Raw genomic sequence first — 13,622 nt, forward strand, 5'->3', positions numbered from 1 at the left:
GATTGGATGATGAATCCAATAGGGTGCAGGATCGCCGGATGGCATCCGAGACGATGACCGCGAAGTCCGGCTGGAAGATCTCGGCTCACCCGATCTCCTGGTGGATGCTCGGCGTGACCACGCTGGCGATCTTCATGACCTCGGTCGACGCGGCGATCCTGCCGACCGTGCTGCCCTCCATCCAGACGGAGTTTCACCTGGACGCGACACAGGCCGGCTTCGTCAACTCGATGTTCTTCCTCGGCAGCATCGTCGGCGCGCTGATCTTCGGGACGCTGTCGGACGTCATCGGCACCGGCTATCGGCGGACCTGGACGTGGATCATCGCGATGGGTCTGTCGGTGATCGGCGGCGCGCTGACGTACGTGTTTGGCGCCAGCTGGCTCGCGTTTGTGTTGCTGCGCCTGGTGATGGGGATCAGCCGTGGCGGCTCGGAGCCGACCAACGTCGCGCTGATCAGCGAGTGGTGGCAACGCGAGGATCGCGGTTTCGCTGTCGGCACGCACCACACCGGCTTTCCGATCGGCCAGTTTCTCGGCCCGGCCGCGATCGCGTTGCTGATCGGCGTGACCAGCTGGCAAGGCGTGTTCCTGCTGTTGCCGCTGGTCGGCATTCCGATCATGGTCGCGCAGGCTTTCCTTGGCCGGCGAGCAAACCAGGAGAAGGTCTATGGCTGGATCCGCGGCCGCGGCATGACGCCGCCGCTGCCGGAGATCAGCCAGCGCGGCCAGTTGCGTAACCCAGTGTCCGTCCTGCGCGAGGTCATCACCGACCGCAACGCGCGGCTGGCGATCGTCATGATTTTCCTGTTTCTCTGGTCGGAACTCGGCGTCTCCACGTTCATCGCCGTACACCTGCACGAAAAAGCCGGCATGTCGCTGGCCGCGGCCGCGCTCGCCTCCGGTGCGTCCGGCATCACCGGCTGGATCGGCCAGATCGGCTGGGGGACACTTTCCGACCGGCTGGGCCGAAAGTTTGCTCTGCGGATCATCATCGCCGGCTGGGTCGTCACGGTCGCACTGCTCGCCGTGGTGCATGCGCCATGGCAGGGGTGGGTTTTGTTGCTGCTTTGGGGATTGTTCCGCAACTCGCCCTATCCGGTCACGTACGCGCTGCTGATCGACTCGACACCGCGCGCCGCCGGCTCGGCGATGGGGCTGATCATCGGCATCGCGTACGGCGTCTCCGGTCTGCTGGTCGCGACCGTTGCCGGCTTCTTCATCGACCACTGGGGATGGACCGCCAACTACCTGATGCTGGCCGGCTCGGTGGCGCTGTGCCTCGTCCCGCTGGCGTTCCTGCGCGAGACGGTCGCGCGTACTTTTGCCAGCACACCGGCAAGTGACTAGCGTCCGTACACTGTGGACACCATCGAGACACCGGTCGGCCCGGCAGGCGTCGACTGGCAGGCACCGCGTGGCGCGCGCGGCCTGCTGACCCTCGGCCATGGCGCCGGCGGAGGAGTCGACGCGCGCGACATCGTCGCCGCCGCCAAGGTCGCCGTCGCCGCCGGTTTCGCGGTCGCGCGGATCACGCAGCCATATCGGATGGCCGGCCGGAAAGCGCCGGCACCCGCGGCGCAACTGGACACCGCGCTGACCGCGGTCGTCACCGAGCTCGTACGCAAACACCGGTCGCTGCGCGGAAAACCCCTGATCCTCGGCGGCCGGTCGAGCGGTGCGCGGGTCGCCTGTCGTACGGCCGGCGAGCTCGGCGCCGCCGGCGTACTGGCGCTGGCGTTTCCGCTGCATCCGCCAGGCCGACCGGAGAGCACCCGCGCGCCGGAGCTGCTCGGCGTGACCGTACCGGTGTTCATCGTGCAGGGAGAGCGCGACTCTTTTGGCGCGCCGGCTGAGTTTTCGGCGCTGAAGCCACCGAAGACGATCCAGATTCACGTGGCGCCGGCCGCGGACCACGGTTTGAAAGTGCCCAAAGGCCATCCAGCCGTACTGCCGGCCGCGATCGACGCCTTCTCGGCCTGGCTCAGCCGTTTCTGACTTGTCGCATGGCCACCCTGGTCCAACGGAAGATGCTAGTAAGGCCCCCTTGCGCACTGGATGCCAATGCCTGGAACTTTTCAGGTCGTCCGGATCGCTTCTCCTGGTTTGGTGTGACTCGTAGTGACCGGGTTGCCGGTGTAGACGCGCCTCGGGTTCGCGAACTCGACGTTGTCGACTGCTCTTTCGGCGTGTCGACCTCCAAAACGTCGAGTTGGTGAGTCCGGAGCTCGCCGGGCGGGACTGTCGGTGACGGCGGCCGGCTGTCCCGCACATCGAGTGCGGAAAAATCCCGCATCCCAGGGCCACCGACGAGACAGGCATTTAGCGTTGAAGTGCGGTTTGGCGACGCTGACGTGTGCCTAAGCACGGCAGTCTGGCCGTAGCGGCTTGGCGGCGAGCAGGGCGAAGGAGTTGGGCAGACGGCCGCGCCAGGCGGCGGCGTCGAGGTCGCCGTAACGCCAGAACGGCTCCGGATACTCGGCGAGGTGCCGAAGCTGGAGACCTGCCGCAAGCAGTGCGTTGACGATCTCGCCGAGCGTCCGCTGCCACTCCACCGCACCATGCGCCGGAAACGTCTCGTTGACGTGTGACGCCTCGAAATAGCCACGGTCCGGCCGGATTCGCGGCTCGTCCTCGTCCCACGCCCACAGTGGTACGGCAGGGTGCGCCTCATAGACGAACAGCTGTCCGCCTGGCCGCAGCAGCCGTACGACCTCACGGCCCCATGCATCGATGTCCGGCAGCCAGATCAGAGCGCCTTTGCCGGTGTAGATCAGATCGGCGCTGCCGTCGCGAAGTGGCGTACGCGGCACCTCGGCAACGACGTAGCGGCACGGCACAGCCAACTCGTCCGCGCGACGTTGCGCGGCCGCCGCGGCGACGGAGCTGAAGTCGATGCCGACAACGGACCGTGCGCCTGCGTTCGCCAAGGCAATGTCATCAAGGCCGTGTCCACTCTGCAGATGTACGACATCCGGCGCGGCGCTGAGCAGAGGCCGCAGTAATTCCTGTTCGTGCTCCAGCAACGAGCTTTCGCGGCGCGCCTGCGCCAGCAGCTCGTCGTATTCGCGCACGTGCTTCTGTGAAGCGGTCTGCCAGGCGGCCTGATTGCTCGAGGTGACGGCGTCCATGTCCTCACTGTCGCAGCCGGTTGGAGGGTGTCGGCGGGGGATGACCGGGTTAGGGTTTGCCGAGACGGCAAGATCCGTGGAGGAGATGCGATGGACCCGGTGGTGGCGGTGCGGCAGGGCAAGGTACGCGGCCGGCAGGTGAACGGCGTGACGGCGTTCCTCGGCATCCCGTACGCGGCGCCGCCGGTCGGACCGGCTCGCTTCGAGCTGCCCGCGCCGGCGGCCCGCTGGGACGGCACACGGGAGGCGATCGCGTACGGCGCGACGGCTCCGAGTCCGGCGTTTCCGCCGGCGGCGATCAGCCGATACGTGCCCGATCCGGTCATCGACGGCGACGACATCCTCACCGTCAACGTGTGGACGCCGGACCCGGGCGGCTCCGGCATGCCGGTGATGGTGTGGATCCACGGCGGCGCGTTCCGCAGTGGATCGGCGGCGGTGCCGTGGTACGACGGCGGCGCGTTCGCGCGTGACGGGGTGGTGCTGGTCAGCCTCAACTACCGGCTCGGTGTGCTCGGTTTCGGCGTACTCCCGGACGCGCCGTCCAACCGCGGCCTGCGCGACCAGCTCGCGGCTTTGGCGTGGGTCCAAGAAAACATCGCCGCGTTTGGCGGCGATCCGGGCAATGTCACGATTTTCGGCGAGTCCGCCGGCGGCATGAGCGTCACGTCATTGGTGTCGGCCAAAGCCAGCGAAGGCTTGTTCCGGCGCGCGATCGCGCAGAGTGGCGCCGGACAGATCGGTGCGACTGCGGAGGACGCGGCGAAGGTTTCCGCGGAGCTGGCCGGACATCTCGGTGTGGCACCGACGGCGGCCGCACTCGCGGACATCGGCATCGTTGACCTGATGGCCGCGCAACGCAAGGTCTCCGATGATCTCGCGGCCAAGCCGGATCCGGCGCGTTTCGGTGCGTCGATCGTGCCTGGGCAGATGGCCTTCATCCCGGCCATCGACGGCGACCTGCTGAGCGAGCGTCCGGTGGACGGGATCGCCGCCGGCAACGGCCGAGACGTCGACCTGATGACCGGTACGACGACCGAGGAGTTCCGGTTTTTCTTCGTACCGACCGGCATCGCCGCCGCGACGACCGCCGACGGTCTCAGGGCGTTTCTCGCCTCGCGTGGCGCGCCGGCTGGGGCGGTGGACACCTATCTGCGTAACCGTCCGGAGTCCTCGCCTGGCGACGTTTTGTGCGCGGCGATCACCGACATGTTCTTCCGCATCCCGTCCCTACGCGTGGCGGAGGCACGCGCCGCGTACGGCCGGCCCGCGCATGTCTACGAGTTCAGCTGGCAGACCGAGGTGCTGGACCTCGGGGCGTGCCACGCACTGGAGATCGGCTTCGCCTTCGACACGCTCGGTGCCGTCCCCGCCGAGGAGTCGTTGACCGGCCTCAATCCGCCGCAGCCGCTGGCCGACCGGATGCACGCGGCGTGGGCCAGCTTCGCGCGCACCGGCGACCCCGGCTGGCCCGCGTACGCGCCGGACGAGCGCGCGGTGATGGTCTTCGACGAGCCGGAAATCGGTGTCGTCGACGATCCGCGCGGCGACGAGCGCAGGCTCTGGGACGGCATTGTCTAGGACACCGGCGTCTGCCAGTCGAGCCGCAGGTCCTCGAGCCAGTTGGCTCTGGTCGGACTGGCGCTGCGCGGGTCGGTCGGCCGTCGGCTGAGATCGGCCGACACGTCCACGACCAGCTGGACTCGGGGCCGCCGAAGACGTTCGTACGTCTGGAAAGCACGCGAGATCTCGGGGATGTCGCGGAGGCATTTCGCCAGTACGACCGCGTCTTCGGCGGCCATGGAGGCACCTTGCGCGGCCGACGGCGATGCCGCGTGCGCCGCGTCACCGACGATGATCATGTCGTCGCCGTACCATTTCGGCACCGGTGGCAGGTCAAATCCGTTGTGGCCGCCGATGTTCTTGGTCGCGGCGACGACGCGCGCCATCGGCGTACGGTCATCGCCGAGTGACGACAACAGTTGGTCGCGCCAGTCGTCGGCTGTCTTCGCGGCCGCCTCGTCGCGCGGTATTTCCTCGGCGAAAATACGCGCGAACCACCACACCGATTCCGCCGGCCCGCCGACCATACCGAAGGTGAGCTTGGACGTACGCAGGGCATGGTAGGTGTCGGACGGCACGGATTGCGGTGCGTGGTCGCAAAAACCGTAGAGCAGGTGCTGTCCGACGTAGCGCGGTGCCGGCGCGTCCGGGTCGATCAGCCGGCGCGTCACGGAGTTGATGCCATCGGCGCCGATCAGGATGTCACCTTCGGCGTACGTGCCGTCGGCGAACTCGGCGCGTCCGGTTTCGGCGCCGACCAAGCGTTTGCCGTATTCGACGCTGATGCCGCGGCGGATCGCCTCGCCAGTGAGCGCTTTGTGCAGTGTCGCGCGCGAAAGCGTTTGCGGCACGAGGCCGGAGTCATCCGGTGGGCCGAACGGACCGGAGTTGGCGACCACACCGTCCGGTCGGAAAATCTCCACGCGACGAGCTGGCCGGCCTGCCGCGTAGACGGCATCGACCAGGTCGACCGCTCGCAGCGCGGCCAGGCCGTTGACTCCGAGCGTCAGGAAAGCGCCGTCCGGCGGCGCCGGATGTGCCTCGTAAACCGCCGCCTCCACACCGGCCTTGTGCAGTGCTGTCGCCGCCACCGGTCCGGCGATGCCACCGCCGATGATCAGAACCCTCGCCATGCCTGGCGAGTTTAGGGGAAGGTGATCGTGTCGAAGACCGGCACGTGGTCGGCGGCGTTGACGATCGCGTCGGTCACATAGCACGAGTTTGTGCTGTTCTTGCTGGCGAAAACGTAGTCCAGCTTGCTCCCGCGAGCCGCTTTCTCGCCTTGGAAGGTCCCTTCACCGGTACGCGCGCCGTTGTGGTTGACCTGGTCGCACTCGGTGTACGAGTCATACAACGGCACCACTGACGACTTTCCGTCCACCACCGGCGGTTTCGCGTTGAGGTCGCCACCCACGATGACCCGCGCGCCTTTGCCTCCGTACGCGATCAGATCCTTGACCTGGTTTTCCTGCGCTTTCTTGAAGGCCGGCGGCGCGTTCTTGAACAACGGCGTGAGATGCGTGCCGCAAACGCGCGCGCCGAACGATGGTACGTCCGCGCAGATTGCTGCCTGGTGGACGTTCCAGTGCTTCCAGAAGTCGCGCCCCTGCGGCACGTCCTTCTCCGGGTAGTAATGCACGGCGAAGGTCGCGTCCGCCTTCACGCCGACCGCTATGCCGAAGTTTCCGCGCGGCTTATGGGTGATGCGGTCCTGCGCACAGGCACGCGGCCGGATCGTCGCGCTCGGTTTCGAGCCGTTGCCGGCGTCCTTGATGCCGGCGAACCGGAAGTTCCAGCTCTTGCCGACCAACGTACGCAGCTCGGCGATGTCGGCGAAACAGATCTCCTGCAGGAAAACGACGCGTGTGTCCGGATGCAGCTCGGTGAGCCGCCGCTTGAGGTCACCGGCGACGGCTTTCGTGCTCCGTCCGTTGACACAGCGCGCGTACGGTTTGCCGGCGTCGATCGGTGAGGTGTTGGCGCAGGTGTTGAAGGTCATCACCTTGACCGTCAGGCCCGCCGCCGCCGAAGCGTACGTCCCGGAGCCGACCAGGCCGGCCAGCGCCAGGACGCAGACCACCGCGGCGGTCAGTCCCCGCCCCATCCAACGGTTTCGCATCTCTGCCTCCCGTATGCGCGGTATTGACGCGTTCGGGGAGTGTAGTGAGCGGGGTCAACCGGTCAGAACATGCCGCCACCGGCGTGGATGGTCTGGCCGGTGATCCAGCGGCCGTCGTCAGAGGCGAGAAACGCGACGACGTCGGCGATGTCGGCGGGCTCGGCAAGCCGGCCGAGCGGGATGTCGGCCACGACCGCCGCGGCACGTTCCGGGGTCAGACCTGCCGCGACCGCCTCCGTACGCGTCGGTCCCGGCCGCACGCTGTTGACGGTGATGTTTCGCGATGCCAGCTCCTTGGCGGCCACTCTGACGAGCTGATCGGCGGCGGCTTTGCTCGCCGCGTACACGCCGGCGTTCGCGCGCGGGATCGCCGCGGCGCCGCTGGAGATCACGACGATCCGGCCGCCGTCGACCACTCGGCCGGCGGCCTCGCGAAGGATGGCGAACGTTGATCGCGTATTGGTATCGAACACGTCCCGGTAGTCCTCGTCGTTGGTGTCGGCAATGGCGGAAAACCGCGTGATCCCAGCGTTGTGCACCACGATCGACGGCGCGCCGTAGACCTCGGCGGCAGTGTCGAACAGCAGCCGGACCTCGCTGACGCTCGCGACGTTGGCCTGGACGGCCGTCGCCTTTCCTCCGGTGTTTTCGACCGCGGACACGACTGTCTCGGCGGCGGCGGAATTGGTGCGGTAGTTGACGATCACGTTCGCGCCGCCGGCGCCGAGCCGCTCGGCGATCGCGCGACCGATGCCTCTGGCGCCACCGGTGACGATCGCGGTGGCTGTGGTGGTGATTACGGACATGAGAGATCTCCAGTCATTTGATCGGACAGTCTGTCTTTCGAAAGACAGCGTGTATTACGATGGACGCACTGTCAAGTGAAAGTGGAGTGTGAGGTCGATGGCCCCGCGCAGCTACCAGAAGCGCCGGCGTGCCGAGGCGGAGGAGGAGACGCGGCGCCGCATCCTGGACGCGGTTTACCAGCAGCTACGCGAAAAGCCGGCGGAGCCGGTGAGCGTCGAGCGAGTGGCTGGCGCTGCCGGCGTGTCCCGTTCGACGGTCTATCTCGTCTTCGGGTCTCGAGCCGGCTTGTTCGACGCCGTTGGCGACGACCTGCGCGGGCGTGGCGGGTTCAACCGTATGCCTGCCGATGGCGAGGCCGATGCGCGTACGAGCCTTCTCGAGTCGGTCCGTGCGTCCGTGTCGATTTTCGCCGAGCACCGGGACGTGCTGCGAGCGCTGTATTCGATGTCGCAGCTCGATGGTGACGCGGTTGGCGGCGCCATCGAGCGCATGGCCGCGGATCGCGCCGCCGGCATGGCCTGGCACGCGCAGAGGCTGGCGGACCAGGATGTCCTGCGCGCGGGTCTGTCGGTCGCGGACGCGGCTCATCTGCTGTGGGCCGTGACCGGCTTCGAGTTCTTCGACCAGCTCTACGCCGGCCGCGGCCTGCCGGCGGACGCGGTAGCTGAGCTGATGGTCGCGGCCGTCGAGCACCTGGTGCTCTAGTGTCCCGAGTCCGACTCGGGACACTAGCCGGCCGCGCGGTCTCCGAGTGACTCCAGGATCTTTCGCAGTGTGTCGGCCAAAGCGGCTCGCTCGGCGGCATCCAGCGCGGACAGCAGGCGGTGCTCGGTCGCGAGGTGGTCGGGGAGGGTCCTGTCGACCAGCTTCCGTCCGGCGGCGGTGAGTGTGACGCGTACGCTCCGACCGTCGAGCTCGCTCGGCCGCCGCGCGACCAGGCCACGCTTCTCCAGCCGGTCGAGCCGCTGGGTGATGGCGCCGGAGGTGACCATCGCCGACTCCATCAGCTCGGCCGGCGTGAGGCTGTGCGGCTCCGGACTGCGCCGCAGCGTCGCGAGCACGTCGAAGGACGAGCGGTCCAGGTCGTGCGCCGCGAAGGTGCGCTTCAGCTCGCCGTCGACGATCAGCGAGAGCCGCTTGAGCCGTCCGATGATCGCCATGGGGGAGACGTCGAGGTCAGGGCGCTGTGCCGCCCACTGCCGCAGGATGAAGTCCAGGTGATCAGCCACGCCAACAACCTTAGCAGTTGCTTAGCACTAAGACACTTGCTAGATTGCCTTAGTGCTAAACAATCGACTCGTACTCATTCTGGTGACCGCGATGGCTCCAGCGGTCTGGGGGTCGACCTATCTGGTCACCACCGAGTTCCTGCCGCCGGACCGACCGCTGCTGGCGGCCGCCATCCGCTCACTGCCGCCAGGCCTGTTGCTGATCCTGATCACGCGCCAACTACCCAAAGGCATCTGGTGGTGGCGCGCACTCGCGCTCGGCGCGCTCAACATCGGCATCTTCCTCGCGCTGCTGTTCGTGGCCGCCTATCGGCTGCCGGGCGGTGTCGCCGCGACCGTGATGGCCATCCAGCCGCTCATCGTCGCCGGCCTGTCGACCGCGTTGCTCGGCGAGCGGTTGACCGTACGTACGGCCATTGCCGGCATCGCTGGCGTTGTCGGCGTCAGCCTGCTCGTGTTGCGCTCGAACGCGCATCTCGACGTGATCGGCGTGGTCGCGGCGGTCGCTGGCGCGGTCACCATGGCCTCGGGCGTGGTGCTCAGCAAGCGGTGGACCTCGCCGGTGCCGGTGCTCGCGATGACTGGCTGGCAGCTCACCGCCGGCGGACTTCTGCTGCTGCCAGTGACGTTCCTCGTCGAGGGCGCGCCGCCAGCCAACCTGACGATCACCAACCTCGCCGCGTACGCCTATCTGGCGATCCCCGGCGCGGCCATCGCGTACGCGCTGTGGTTTCGCGGCATTCGTGCGCTGTCCGCGACCAGCGTGACGTTCCTGAGCCTGCTCAGTCCAGTGGTCGCGACCACGCTCGGCTGGCTCGTACTCGGACAGTCGCTCAGTCCGCTGCAAGGCCTCGGCGCCCTGATCGTGCTCGCGTCGATGGTCGTCGTGCAGCTCCGTCGCGCTCCGGCCGCGAAGCCGGCGGAGGGGCCTCAGCTCAGCCCGGCGCGCCGATAGAAGCGGGTGGCCAACACTTAGCGGTTGTGCTAAATATTGGCGCCATGGCAGACGGCGTCTTCACGATCGCGCACTACCGTGTCCGGCCGGACGCGGAGGAGCGGTTCACCGACATCCTGCGCCAGCACGAGGCCACGCTGCGCGCGCTCGAGCTGATCACCGATCGGCCGACGCAGACGTACGTCGGCACCGAGCGGGGGATCGAGGGGCCGCTGTTCGTCGAGATCTTCGAGTGGGTCGACGAGATCGGCGTGCAGGTGGCGCACACGCATCCGCAGGTCAGCGCGGTCTGGGAACGCATCGGCGCGGCCTGTGAGCAGCGCGGCGGCCGGCCGATGTTCGAGTTTCCCACCATGCGGTCGCTGGAGTCGCCCTGACCGGGCAGGGCCGCGGACTGCGCGATCTCGACGACCTCGACGCGGTCTTCGGCGCGCTGGCGCATCCCGCTCGCCGGCACGTCATCCAGGTGCTCTACGCACGTGGCGGCGAGATGTCGGCCGGAGATCTGGCGGCGCGCTTCGCACACGCCTGGCCGACCACGACGCGCCACCTGCACGTCCTCGCCGACGCCGGCCTGCTGGTCGTACGCAAAGCCGGTCGCGAACGCCGCTATGCGCTCGACCGGTCCCGTATCGCCCAGGTCGTGGGGCTGTGGCTGGGAAGTCTCGACCTGAAGGTTCTCGACCAGTGAACGGAGCGAACATGATCACCGGCCTGCACGCGATCATCTACAGCGACAAGGCAGACGAGGTGCGCGCGTTCTTCCGTGACACCCTTGGCTGTCGTTTCGCGGACGCCGGCGGTGGCTGGCTGATCTTCGCGATGCCGCCGGCCGAACTCGCCGTACATCCGGCCGACCAGAGCCAGCACGAGCTTTTCCTGATGTGCGACGACATTCACGCCACGATCGCGGAGCTGGCCGGCAAAGGCGTGGCGTGTCAGCCGGTCGGCGAGCAGCGCTGGGGCCTGTTGTCGGCGATCACCTTGCCGGATGGGACGAGCCTCGGCCTGTACGAACCGCGCCACCCACTGCCACCACGCGACTGACTCGCCGAGGCTGTGGCTGCCTACTGGAGTGCGGCGACGATGTCCTTGAGGCGGCCGATTTCTCGCATGGTGCCGAAGAAATCCATGTAGTCGCGGGTCTCGGCAATGAGACCGTTGGCCACTGTGATCGCGAGGACTCCGCGTACGGTGACCGGCCGGCCGTCGACGCTGCCGTGGCCGACGAACTCACCGACGACCACGTCATCGCTCACCTCGTAAGTCACCACCGGTTCGATCGAGTCCAGCGTGACCGGCGAGGCGTCCCAGGCCGCGTGATACGCGGATCGCACTGCCTCACGGCCACGCAACACCGGCTCGAAGGTCGGTGCGGCGAACGGGAAGACGTGGACGGCGTCCGGCGCATAGAGATCGGCGAGGTCGTCGGCGGACTTGTCGATCATCGCCTGGTGGTATCTGGCCAGGACGTCACATGCGGACACGATCGCTCCTTCGCTCAACGTACGTTGATTCAACGAGTGTAGAGCGACCTGTCGTCGTGGGTCAACGGCGGTAGAGTCACCGCTCGTGTGGGAATCCAGGGCCGAACGCCGGCGACAGACCGAGGAGCGCATCCTCGCCGAGGCGCGACGGATCTTCGCCGAACGCGGCTACGACCGTACGACGATCCGCGCCGTCGCCGCCGCGGCCGGCATCGATCCTGGGCTGGTGATGCAGTATTTCGGTTCCAAACAAGGCCTTTTCCAGCAGGCGGTGGAGCTGCCGGAGATCGAGCCACTGACCGGTGACCTGGCCCAGGTGACCGAGGACCTGCTCGGCCGGATCGGCATGAAGATCGGGCCGATCCCGGAGGCGTCACTGGCGATGATGCGGTCGATGCTCACCCATCCGGAGGCCGCCGAGCGTGCTCGCGCGACGCTGGACGGCCAGGTCGAGCAGATCGCCGCGACCATCGACGCCGACGATCCGCGGCTGCGTGCCGCGCTCATGCTGGTGACCATGCTCGGCGTGACCATCGGCGTCCAGCTGATCGACCTGACCGCACTCCGCGACGTGCCCGCGGACCGGATCTCCGAGGTGCTCCGGCCGGCTTTCCAGGCCCTGGCGCAGATGCCCATCGACCGGCCGTAGCCACCACAGCCGGTCATCGGTGGCTGGTGGCTGCCGCGTGGACGCGGTCGTAATGCGCGCTCGGTGTCGCGTCGGCGTGGTGCTCGGCGTCGATCGTCTCGCGGAGGATGTCGGCGTGACCTGCGTGCTGAGCGGTCTCGGTGACGACGCGTACGAGCAACGATCCGAGCGTCGTACGACGGCGCCCCTCCGGCCACCACGCCACCTCCGCCGGAGCATCTAGACCGAGCTCGGCGATCGACTCGTCGGTGTGCCGCCACGCGGTCCGGTAGAGGTCGACGATCTCCGCACGCGTCTGCTCGGCCGTGGCCCACATGTCGGCGTCGTCCCAGATCGAGCCGTCCTCGACCCACGCCAGCCGCACCGGCGCCGGCCGACCGACGGAGTCGCCGAGGTAGCCCAGCTCGATGCCGGCCAGGTGCTTGACCAAGCCGAGCAGGTTGGTGGCAGTGGGCGTCATCGGCCGGCGTATGTCGTATTCGGACAGGCCGTCCAGCGAGGCCACCATCCGGTCACGCGAGTCCTGCAGATATCGCCGCAGGTCGGCGGCTATGCCAGTCATGGACGCAGCCTAGGCCTGTCTGCATATTCCGGGGGATGAGAGTCGAGATCCAAATGTCGTCTGGCGGTGCGGCGGAGCCGCCCGGCGTGGCAGCGCCAGGTGAGTGGTTTCGCCGTGCCGTCAGGCGGCCCGAGAAAGATGTGACAGCGGCTCGGCTATCGCCCGGCGGAATATGGAGACAGGCCCTAGCCGCGACCTCCGACAGGCCAGCCGCCTCAGCTCTGCCGCAGGCAGACGCAGAACGGCTGACCGGACGGGTCGAGGATGACGCGCCAGCGCTCGCCCGGCTGGTGTTCGGCGATGGTGCCGCCCAGATCGACGCACTTCTTCGCCGCCTCGTCCAGGTCGTCCACGTAGAAGTCCAGGTGATAGCGCTTGGGGGAGGCCGGGTCGGGCCAGGCCGGCGGCTGGTATCCCTCGACGCGGCCAAAGCCGATCGGCGCACCGTCGGAGCCGCCGATCATCGCGTACTCGTCCTCTTTGTGCAGCACGTCCCAGCCCAGTACGCCGCTGTAGAACTCGGCGAGCTGCCCGGGGTTGGCACAGTCGAGGTTGACCATGCAGAGGCTGGCGAAACCGGCCATTGTCAGATACGACCTTTCGGAGTGTGGTTCTGGAACGAGACCCACTCTCGCAGCCATACCTGACAGGATGCGTCAGGTACGCGCGAGCTGTTTGCCGTGCGCCTTGTCATACGCCTCACGTGCCTCGACGATGTGCGCGCGGTGTCGCTCCGCCCAGGTCGTCAGGGTGACCAGCGAGTCGTACAGCTCGCGCGCCATGTCGGTCGCGGTGTATTCGACTTTTGGTGGCACGGTTGGATAAACCGTACGAGTGATGAGGCCGTCGCGCTCCAGGTTGCGCAGCGTCAGCGTGAGCATCCGCCGGCTGATGCCGTCGATGTTGCGCTCAAGCTCGGTGAAACGCACCGGACCACGGGTCGCGTCGACCAGGATCTGGATGCTCCACTTGCCGCCGACCCGGTCCAGCACCTCACGCACCTTGCATGCCTCCAGGTCATAGCCGGGGCCGTTCTCGCACCGGCCGGTCTCGGCCGCACTGTCGTCTCGCGACATCGCCGCACCTCCTCACCTCGACCCTAGCAGTTACAAGTCGTGCAC

The 13,622-nt window shown here is 67.6% G+C and carries 18 protein-coding genes; 9 read left to right on the top strand and 9 right to left on the bottom strand.

The window, feature by feature from the left end:
- The first annotated feature begins 38 nt into the window (after positions 1 to 38).
- Complete coding sequence (locus GNX95_RS05920) at positions 39 to 1,349, top strand: MFS transporter (RefSeq protein WP_222853416.1); 1,311 nt, start codon at positions 39 to 41, stop codon at positions 1,347 to 1,349.
- 12 nt (positions 1,350 to 1,361) lie between these two features.
- The gene (locus GNX95_RS05925; protein ID WP_187369601.1) at positions 1,362 to 1,997 is read left to right on the top strand and encodes an alpha/beta hydrolase family protein; all 636 of its coding nucleotides are present in this window, start codon (positions 1,362 to 1,364) and stop codon (positions 1,995 to 1,997) included.
- Between the two features lie 362 nt (positions 1,998 to 2,359).
- On the opposite strand, the gene GNX95_RS05930 is transcribed toward GNX95_RS05925, so the two are convergent.
- Entirely contained in the window at positions 2,360 to 3,130 is a 771-nt protein-coding gene (locus GNX95_RS05930; RefSeq protein WP_163506117.1) for a class I SAM-dependent methyltransferase, read from the bottom strand.
- 90 nt (positions 3,131 to 3,220) lie between these two features.
- Between GNX95_RS05930 and GNX95_RS05935 the strand changes: the two genes are divergently transcribed.
- Positions 3,221 to 4,711, top strand: coding sequence for a carboxylesterase/lipase family protein (locus GNX95_RS05935; RefSeq protein WP_163506118.1), 1,491 nt, complete (start codon positions 3,221 to 3,223; stop codon positions 4,709 to 4,711).
- On the opposite strand, the gene GNX95_RS05940 is transcribed toward GNX95_RS05935, so the two are convergent.
- The 3 genes from GNX95_RS05940 to GNX95_RS05950 form a co-directional block, all read right to left on the bottom strand.
- A complete protein-coding gene (locus tag GNX95_RS05940) occupies positions 4,708 to 5,826 on the bottom strand; it encodes an FAD-dependent monooxygenase (RefSeq protein WP_163506119.1) in 1,119 nt (372 codons plus the stop codon). The genes GNX95_RS05935 and GNX95_RS05940 overlap by 4 nt on opposite strands.
- Positions 5,827 to 5,837: 11 nt before the next feature.
- Complete coding sequence (locus tag GNX95_RS05945) at positions 5,838 to 6,812, bottom strand: endonuclease/exonuclease/phosphatase family protein (protein ID WP_163506120.1); 975 nt, start codon at positions 6,810 to 6,812, stop codon at positions 5,838 to 5,840.
- Positions 6,813 to 6,874: 62 nt separating this feature from the next.
- Positions 6,875 to 7,618 (bottom strand): SDR family oxidoreductase, encoded by a 744-nt coding sequence (locus GNX95_RS05950; protein WP_163506121.1) that lies wholly within the window; start codon positions 7,616 to 7,618, stop codon positions 6,875 to 6,877.
- A gap of 97 nt (positions 7,619 to 7,715) precedes the next feature.
- Here GNX95_RS05950 and GNX95_RS05955 point away from each other — a divergent pair, with 97 nt between their 5' ends.
- Complete coding sequence (locus GNX95_RS05955; RefSeq protein WP_163506122.1) at positions 7,716 to 8,324, top strand: TetR/AcrR family transcriptional regulator; 609 nt, start codon at positions 7,716 to 7,718, stop codon at positions 8,322 to 8,324.
- 23 nt (positions 8,325 to 8,347) lie between these two features.
- Here GNX95_RS05955 and GNX95_RS05960 read toward each other — a convergent pair whose 3' ends face one another.
- Positions 8,348 to 8,848, bottom strand: coding sequence for a MarR family winged helix-turn-helix transcriptional regulator (locus tag GNX95_RS05960; protein WP_187369602.1), 501 nt, complete (start codon positions 8,846 to 8,848; stop codon positions 8,348 to 8,350).
- A 52-nt stretch (positions 8,849 to 8,900) separates the two neighbouring features.
- Between GNX95_RS05960 and GNX95_RS05965 the strand changes: the two genes are divergently transcribed.
- The 4 genes from GNX95_RS05965 to GNX95_RS05980 are packed head-to-tail and all read left to right on the top strand — an operon-like array spanning position 8,901 to position 10,850.
- Positions 8,901 to 9,803, top strand: coding sequence for an EamA family transporter (locus GNX95_RS05965; RefSeq protein ID WP_163506123.1), 903 nt, complete (start codon positions 8,901 to 8,903; stop codon positions 9,801 to 9,803).
- A gap of 44 nt (positions 9,804 to 9,847) precedes the next feature.
- Positions 9,848 to 10,180: a hypothetical protein gene (locus GNX95_RS05970; RefSeq protein ID WP_163506124.1), complete on the top strand. Its 333-nt coding sequence runs from the start codon at positions 9,848 to 9,850 to the stop codon at positions 10,178 to 10,180.
- A 17-nt stretch (positions 10,181 to 10,197) separates the two neighbouring features.
- Entirely contained in the window at positions 10,198 to 10,494 is a 297-nt protein-coding gene (locus GNX95_RS05975) for an ArsR/SmtB family transcription factor (protein WP_281356913.1), read from the top strand.
- Entirely contained in the window at positions 10,491 to 10,850 is a 360-nt protein-coding gene (locus tag GNX95_RS05980) for a VOC family protein (protein ID WP_343034771.1), read from the top strand. Before GNX95_RS05975 ends, GNX95_RS05980 begins: the two co-directional genes overlap by 4 nt.
- Before the next feature lie 20 nt (positions 10,851 to 10,870).
- On the opposite strand, the gene GNX95_RS05985 is transcribed toward GNX95_RS05980, so the two are convergent.
- Positions 10,871 to 11,290, bottom strand: coding sequence for a nuclear transport factor 2 family protein (locus GNX95_RS05985; protein ID WP_222853418.1), 420 nt, complete (start codon positions 11,288 to 11,290; stop codon positions 10,871 to 10,873).
- Positions 11,291 to 11,375: 85 nt separating this feature from the next.
- Between GNX95_RS05985 and GNX95_RS05990 the strand changes: the two genes are divergently transcribed.
- Positions 11,376 to 11,939: a TetR/AcrR family transcriptional regulator gene (locus tag GNX95_RS05990; RefSeq protein WP_163506126.1), complete on the top strand. Its 564-nt coding sequence runs from the start codon at positions 11,376 to 11,378 to the stop codon at positions 11,937 to 11,939.
- A 13-nt stretch (positions 11,940 to 11,952) separates the two neighbouring features.
- On the opposite strand, the gene GNX95_RS05995 is transcribed toward GNX95_RS05990, so the two are convergent.
- The 3 genes from GNX95_RS05995 to GNX95_RS06005 all read right to left on the bottom strand — a co-directional run bounded on the left by GNX95_RS05995 (position 11,953) and on the right by GNX95_RS06005 (position 13,577).
- Positions 11,953 to 12,501: a DinB family protein gene (locus GNX95_RS05995; RefSeq protein WP_163506127.1), complete on the bottom strand. Its 549-nt coding sequence runs from the start codon at positions 12,499 to 12,501 to the stop codon at positions 11,953 to 11,955.
- Between the two features lie 215 nt (positions 12,502 to 12,716).
- On the bottom strand, positions 12,717 to 13,085 hold the full coding sequence (locus GNX95_RS06000; protein ID WP_163506128.1) for a VOC family protein: 369 nt from the start codon (positions 13,083 to 13,085) through the stop codon (positions 12,717 to 12,719).
- Between the two features lie 72 nt (positions 13,086 to 13,157).
- Entirely contained in the window at positions 13,158 to 13,577 is a 420-nt protein-coding gene (locus GNX95_RS06005) for a winged helix-turn-helix transcriptional regulator (protein WP_163506129.1), read from the bottom strand.
- Positions 13,578 to 13,622: the final 45 nt, after the last annotated feature.

This window comes from Fodinicola acaciae (assembly GCF_010993745.1).
GTDB classification, from domain to species: domain Bacteria; phylum Actinomycetota; class Actinomycetes; order Mycobacteriales; family HKI-0501; genus Fodinicola; species Fodinicola acaciae.

Coding starts and splice junctions, on each gene's coding strand:
- GNX95_RS05920 (WP_222853416.1), top strand. CDS start 39: ATGGCATCCGAGACGATGACCGCGAAGTCCGGCTGGAAGATCTCGGCT.
- GNX95_RS05930 (WP_163506117.1), bottom strand. CDS start 3,130: ATGGACGCCGTCACCTCGAGCAATCAGGCCGCCTGGCAGACCGCTTCA.
- GNX95_RS05935 (WP_163506118.1), top strand. CDS start 3,221: ATGGACCCGGTGGTGGCGGTGCGGCAGGGCAAGGTACGCGGCCGGCAG.
- GNX95_RS05940 (WP_163506119.1), bottom strand. CDS start 5,826: ATGGCGAGGGTTCTGATCATCGGCGGTGGCATCGCCGGACCGGTGGCG.
- GNX95_RS05945 (WP_163506120.1), bottom strand. CDS start 6,812: ATGCGAAACCGTTGGATGGGGCGGGGACTGACCGCCGCGGTGGTCTGC.
- GNX95_RS05950 (WP_163506121.1), bottom strand. CDS start 7,618: ATGTCCGTAATCACCACCACAGCCACCGCGATCGTCACCGGTGGCGCC.
- GNX95_RS05955 (WP_163506122.1), top strand. CDS start 7,716: ATGGCCCCGCGCAGCTACCAGAAGCGCCGGCGTGCCGAGGCGGAGGAG.
- GNX95_RS05970 (WP_163506124.1), top strand. CDS start 9,848: ATGGCAGACGGCGTCTTCACGATCGCGCACTACCGTGTCCGGCCGGAC.
- GNX95_RS05995 (WP_163506127.1), bottom strand. CDS start 12,501: ATGACTGGCATAGCCGCCGACCTGCGGCGATATCTGCAGGACTCGCGT.
- GNX95_RS06000 (WP_163506128.1), bottom strand. CDS start 13,085: ATGGCCGGTTTCGCCAGCCTCTGCATGGTCAACCTCGACTGTGCCAAC.
- GNX95_RS06005 (WP_163506129.1), bottom strand. CDS start 13,577: ATGTCGCGAGACGACAGTGCGGCCGAGACCGGCCGGTGCGAGAACGGC.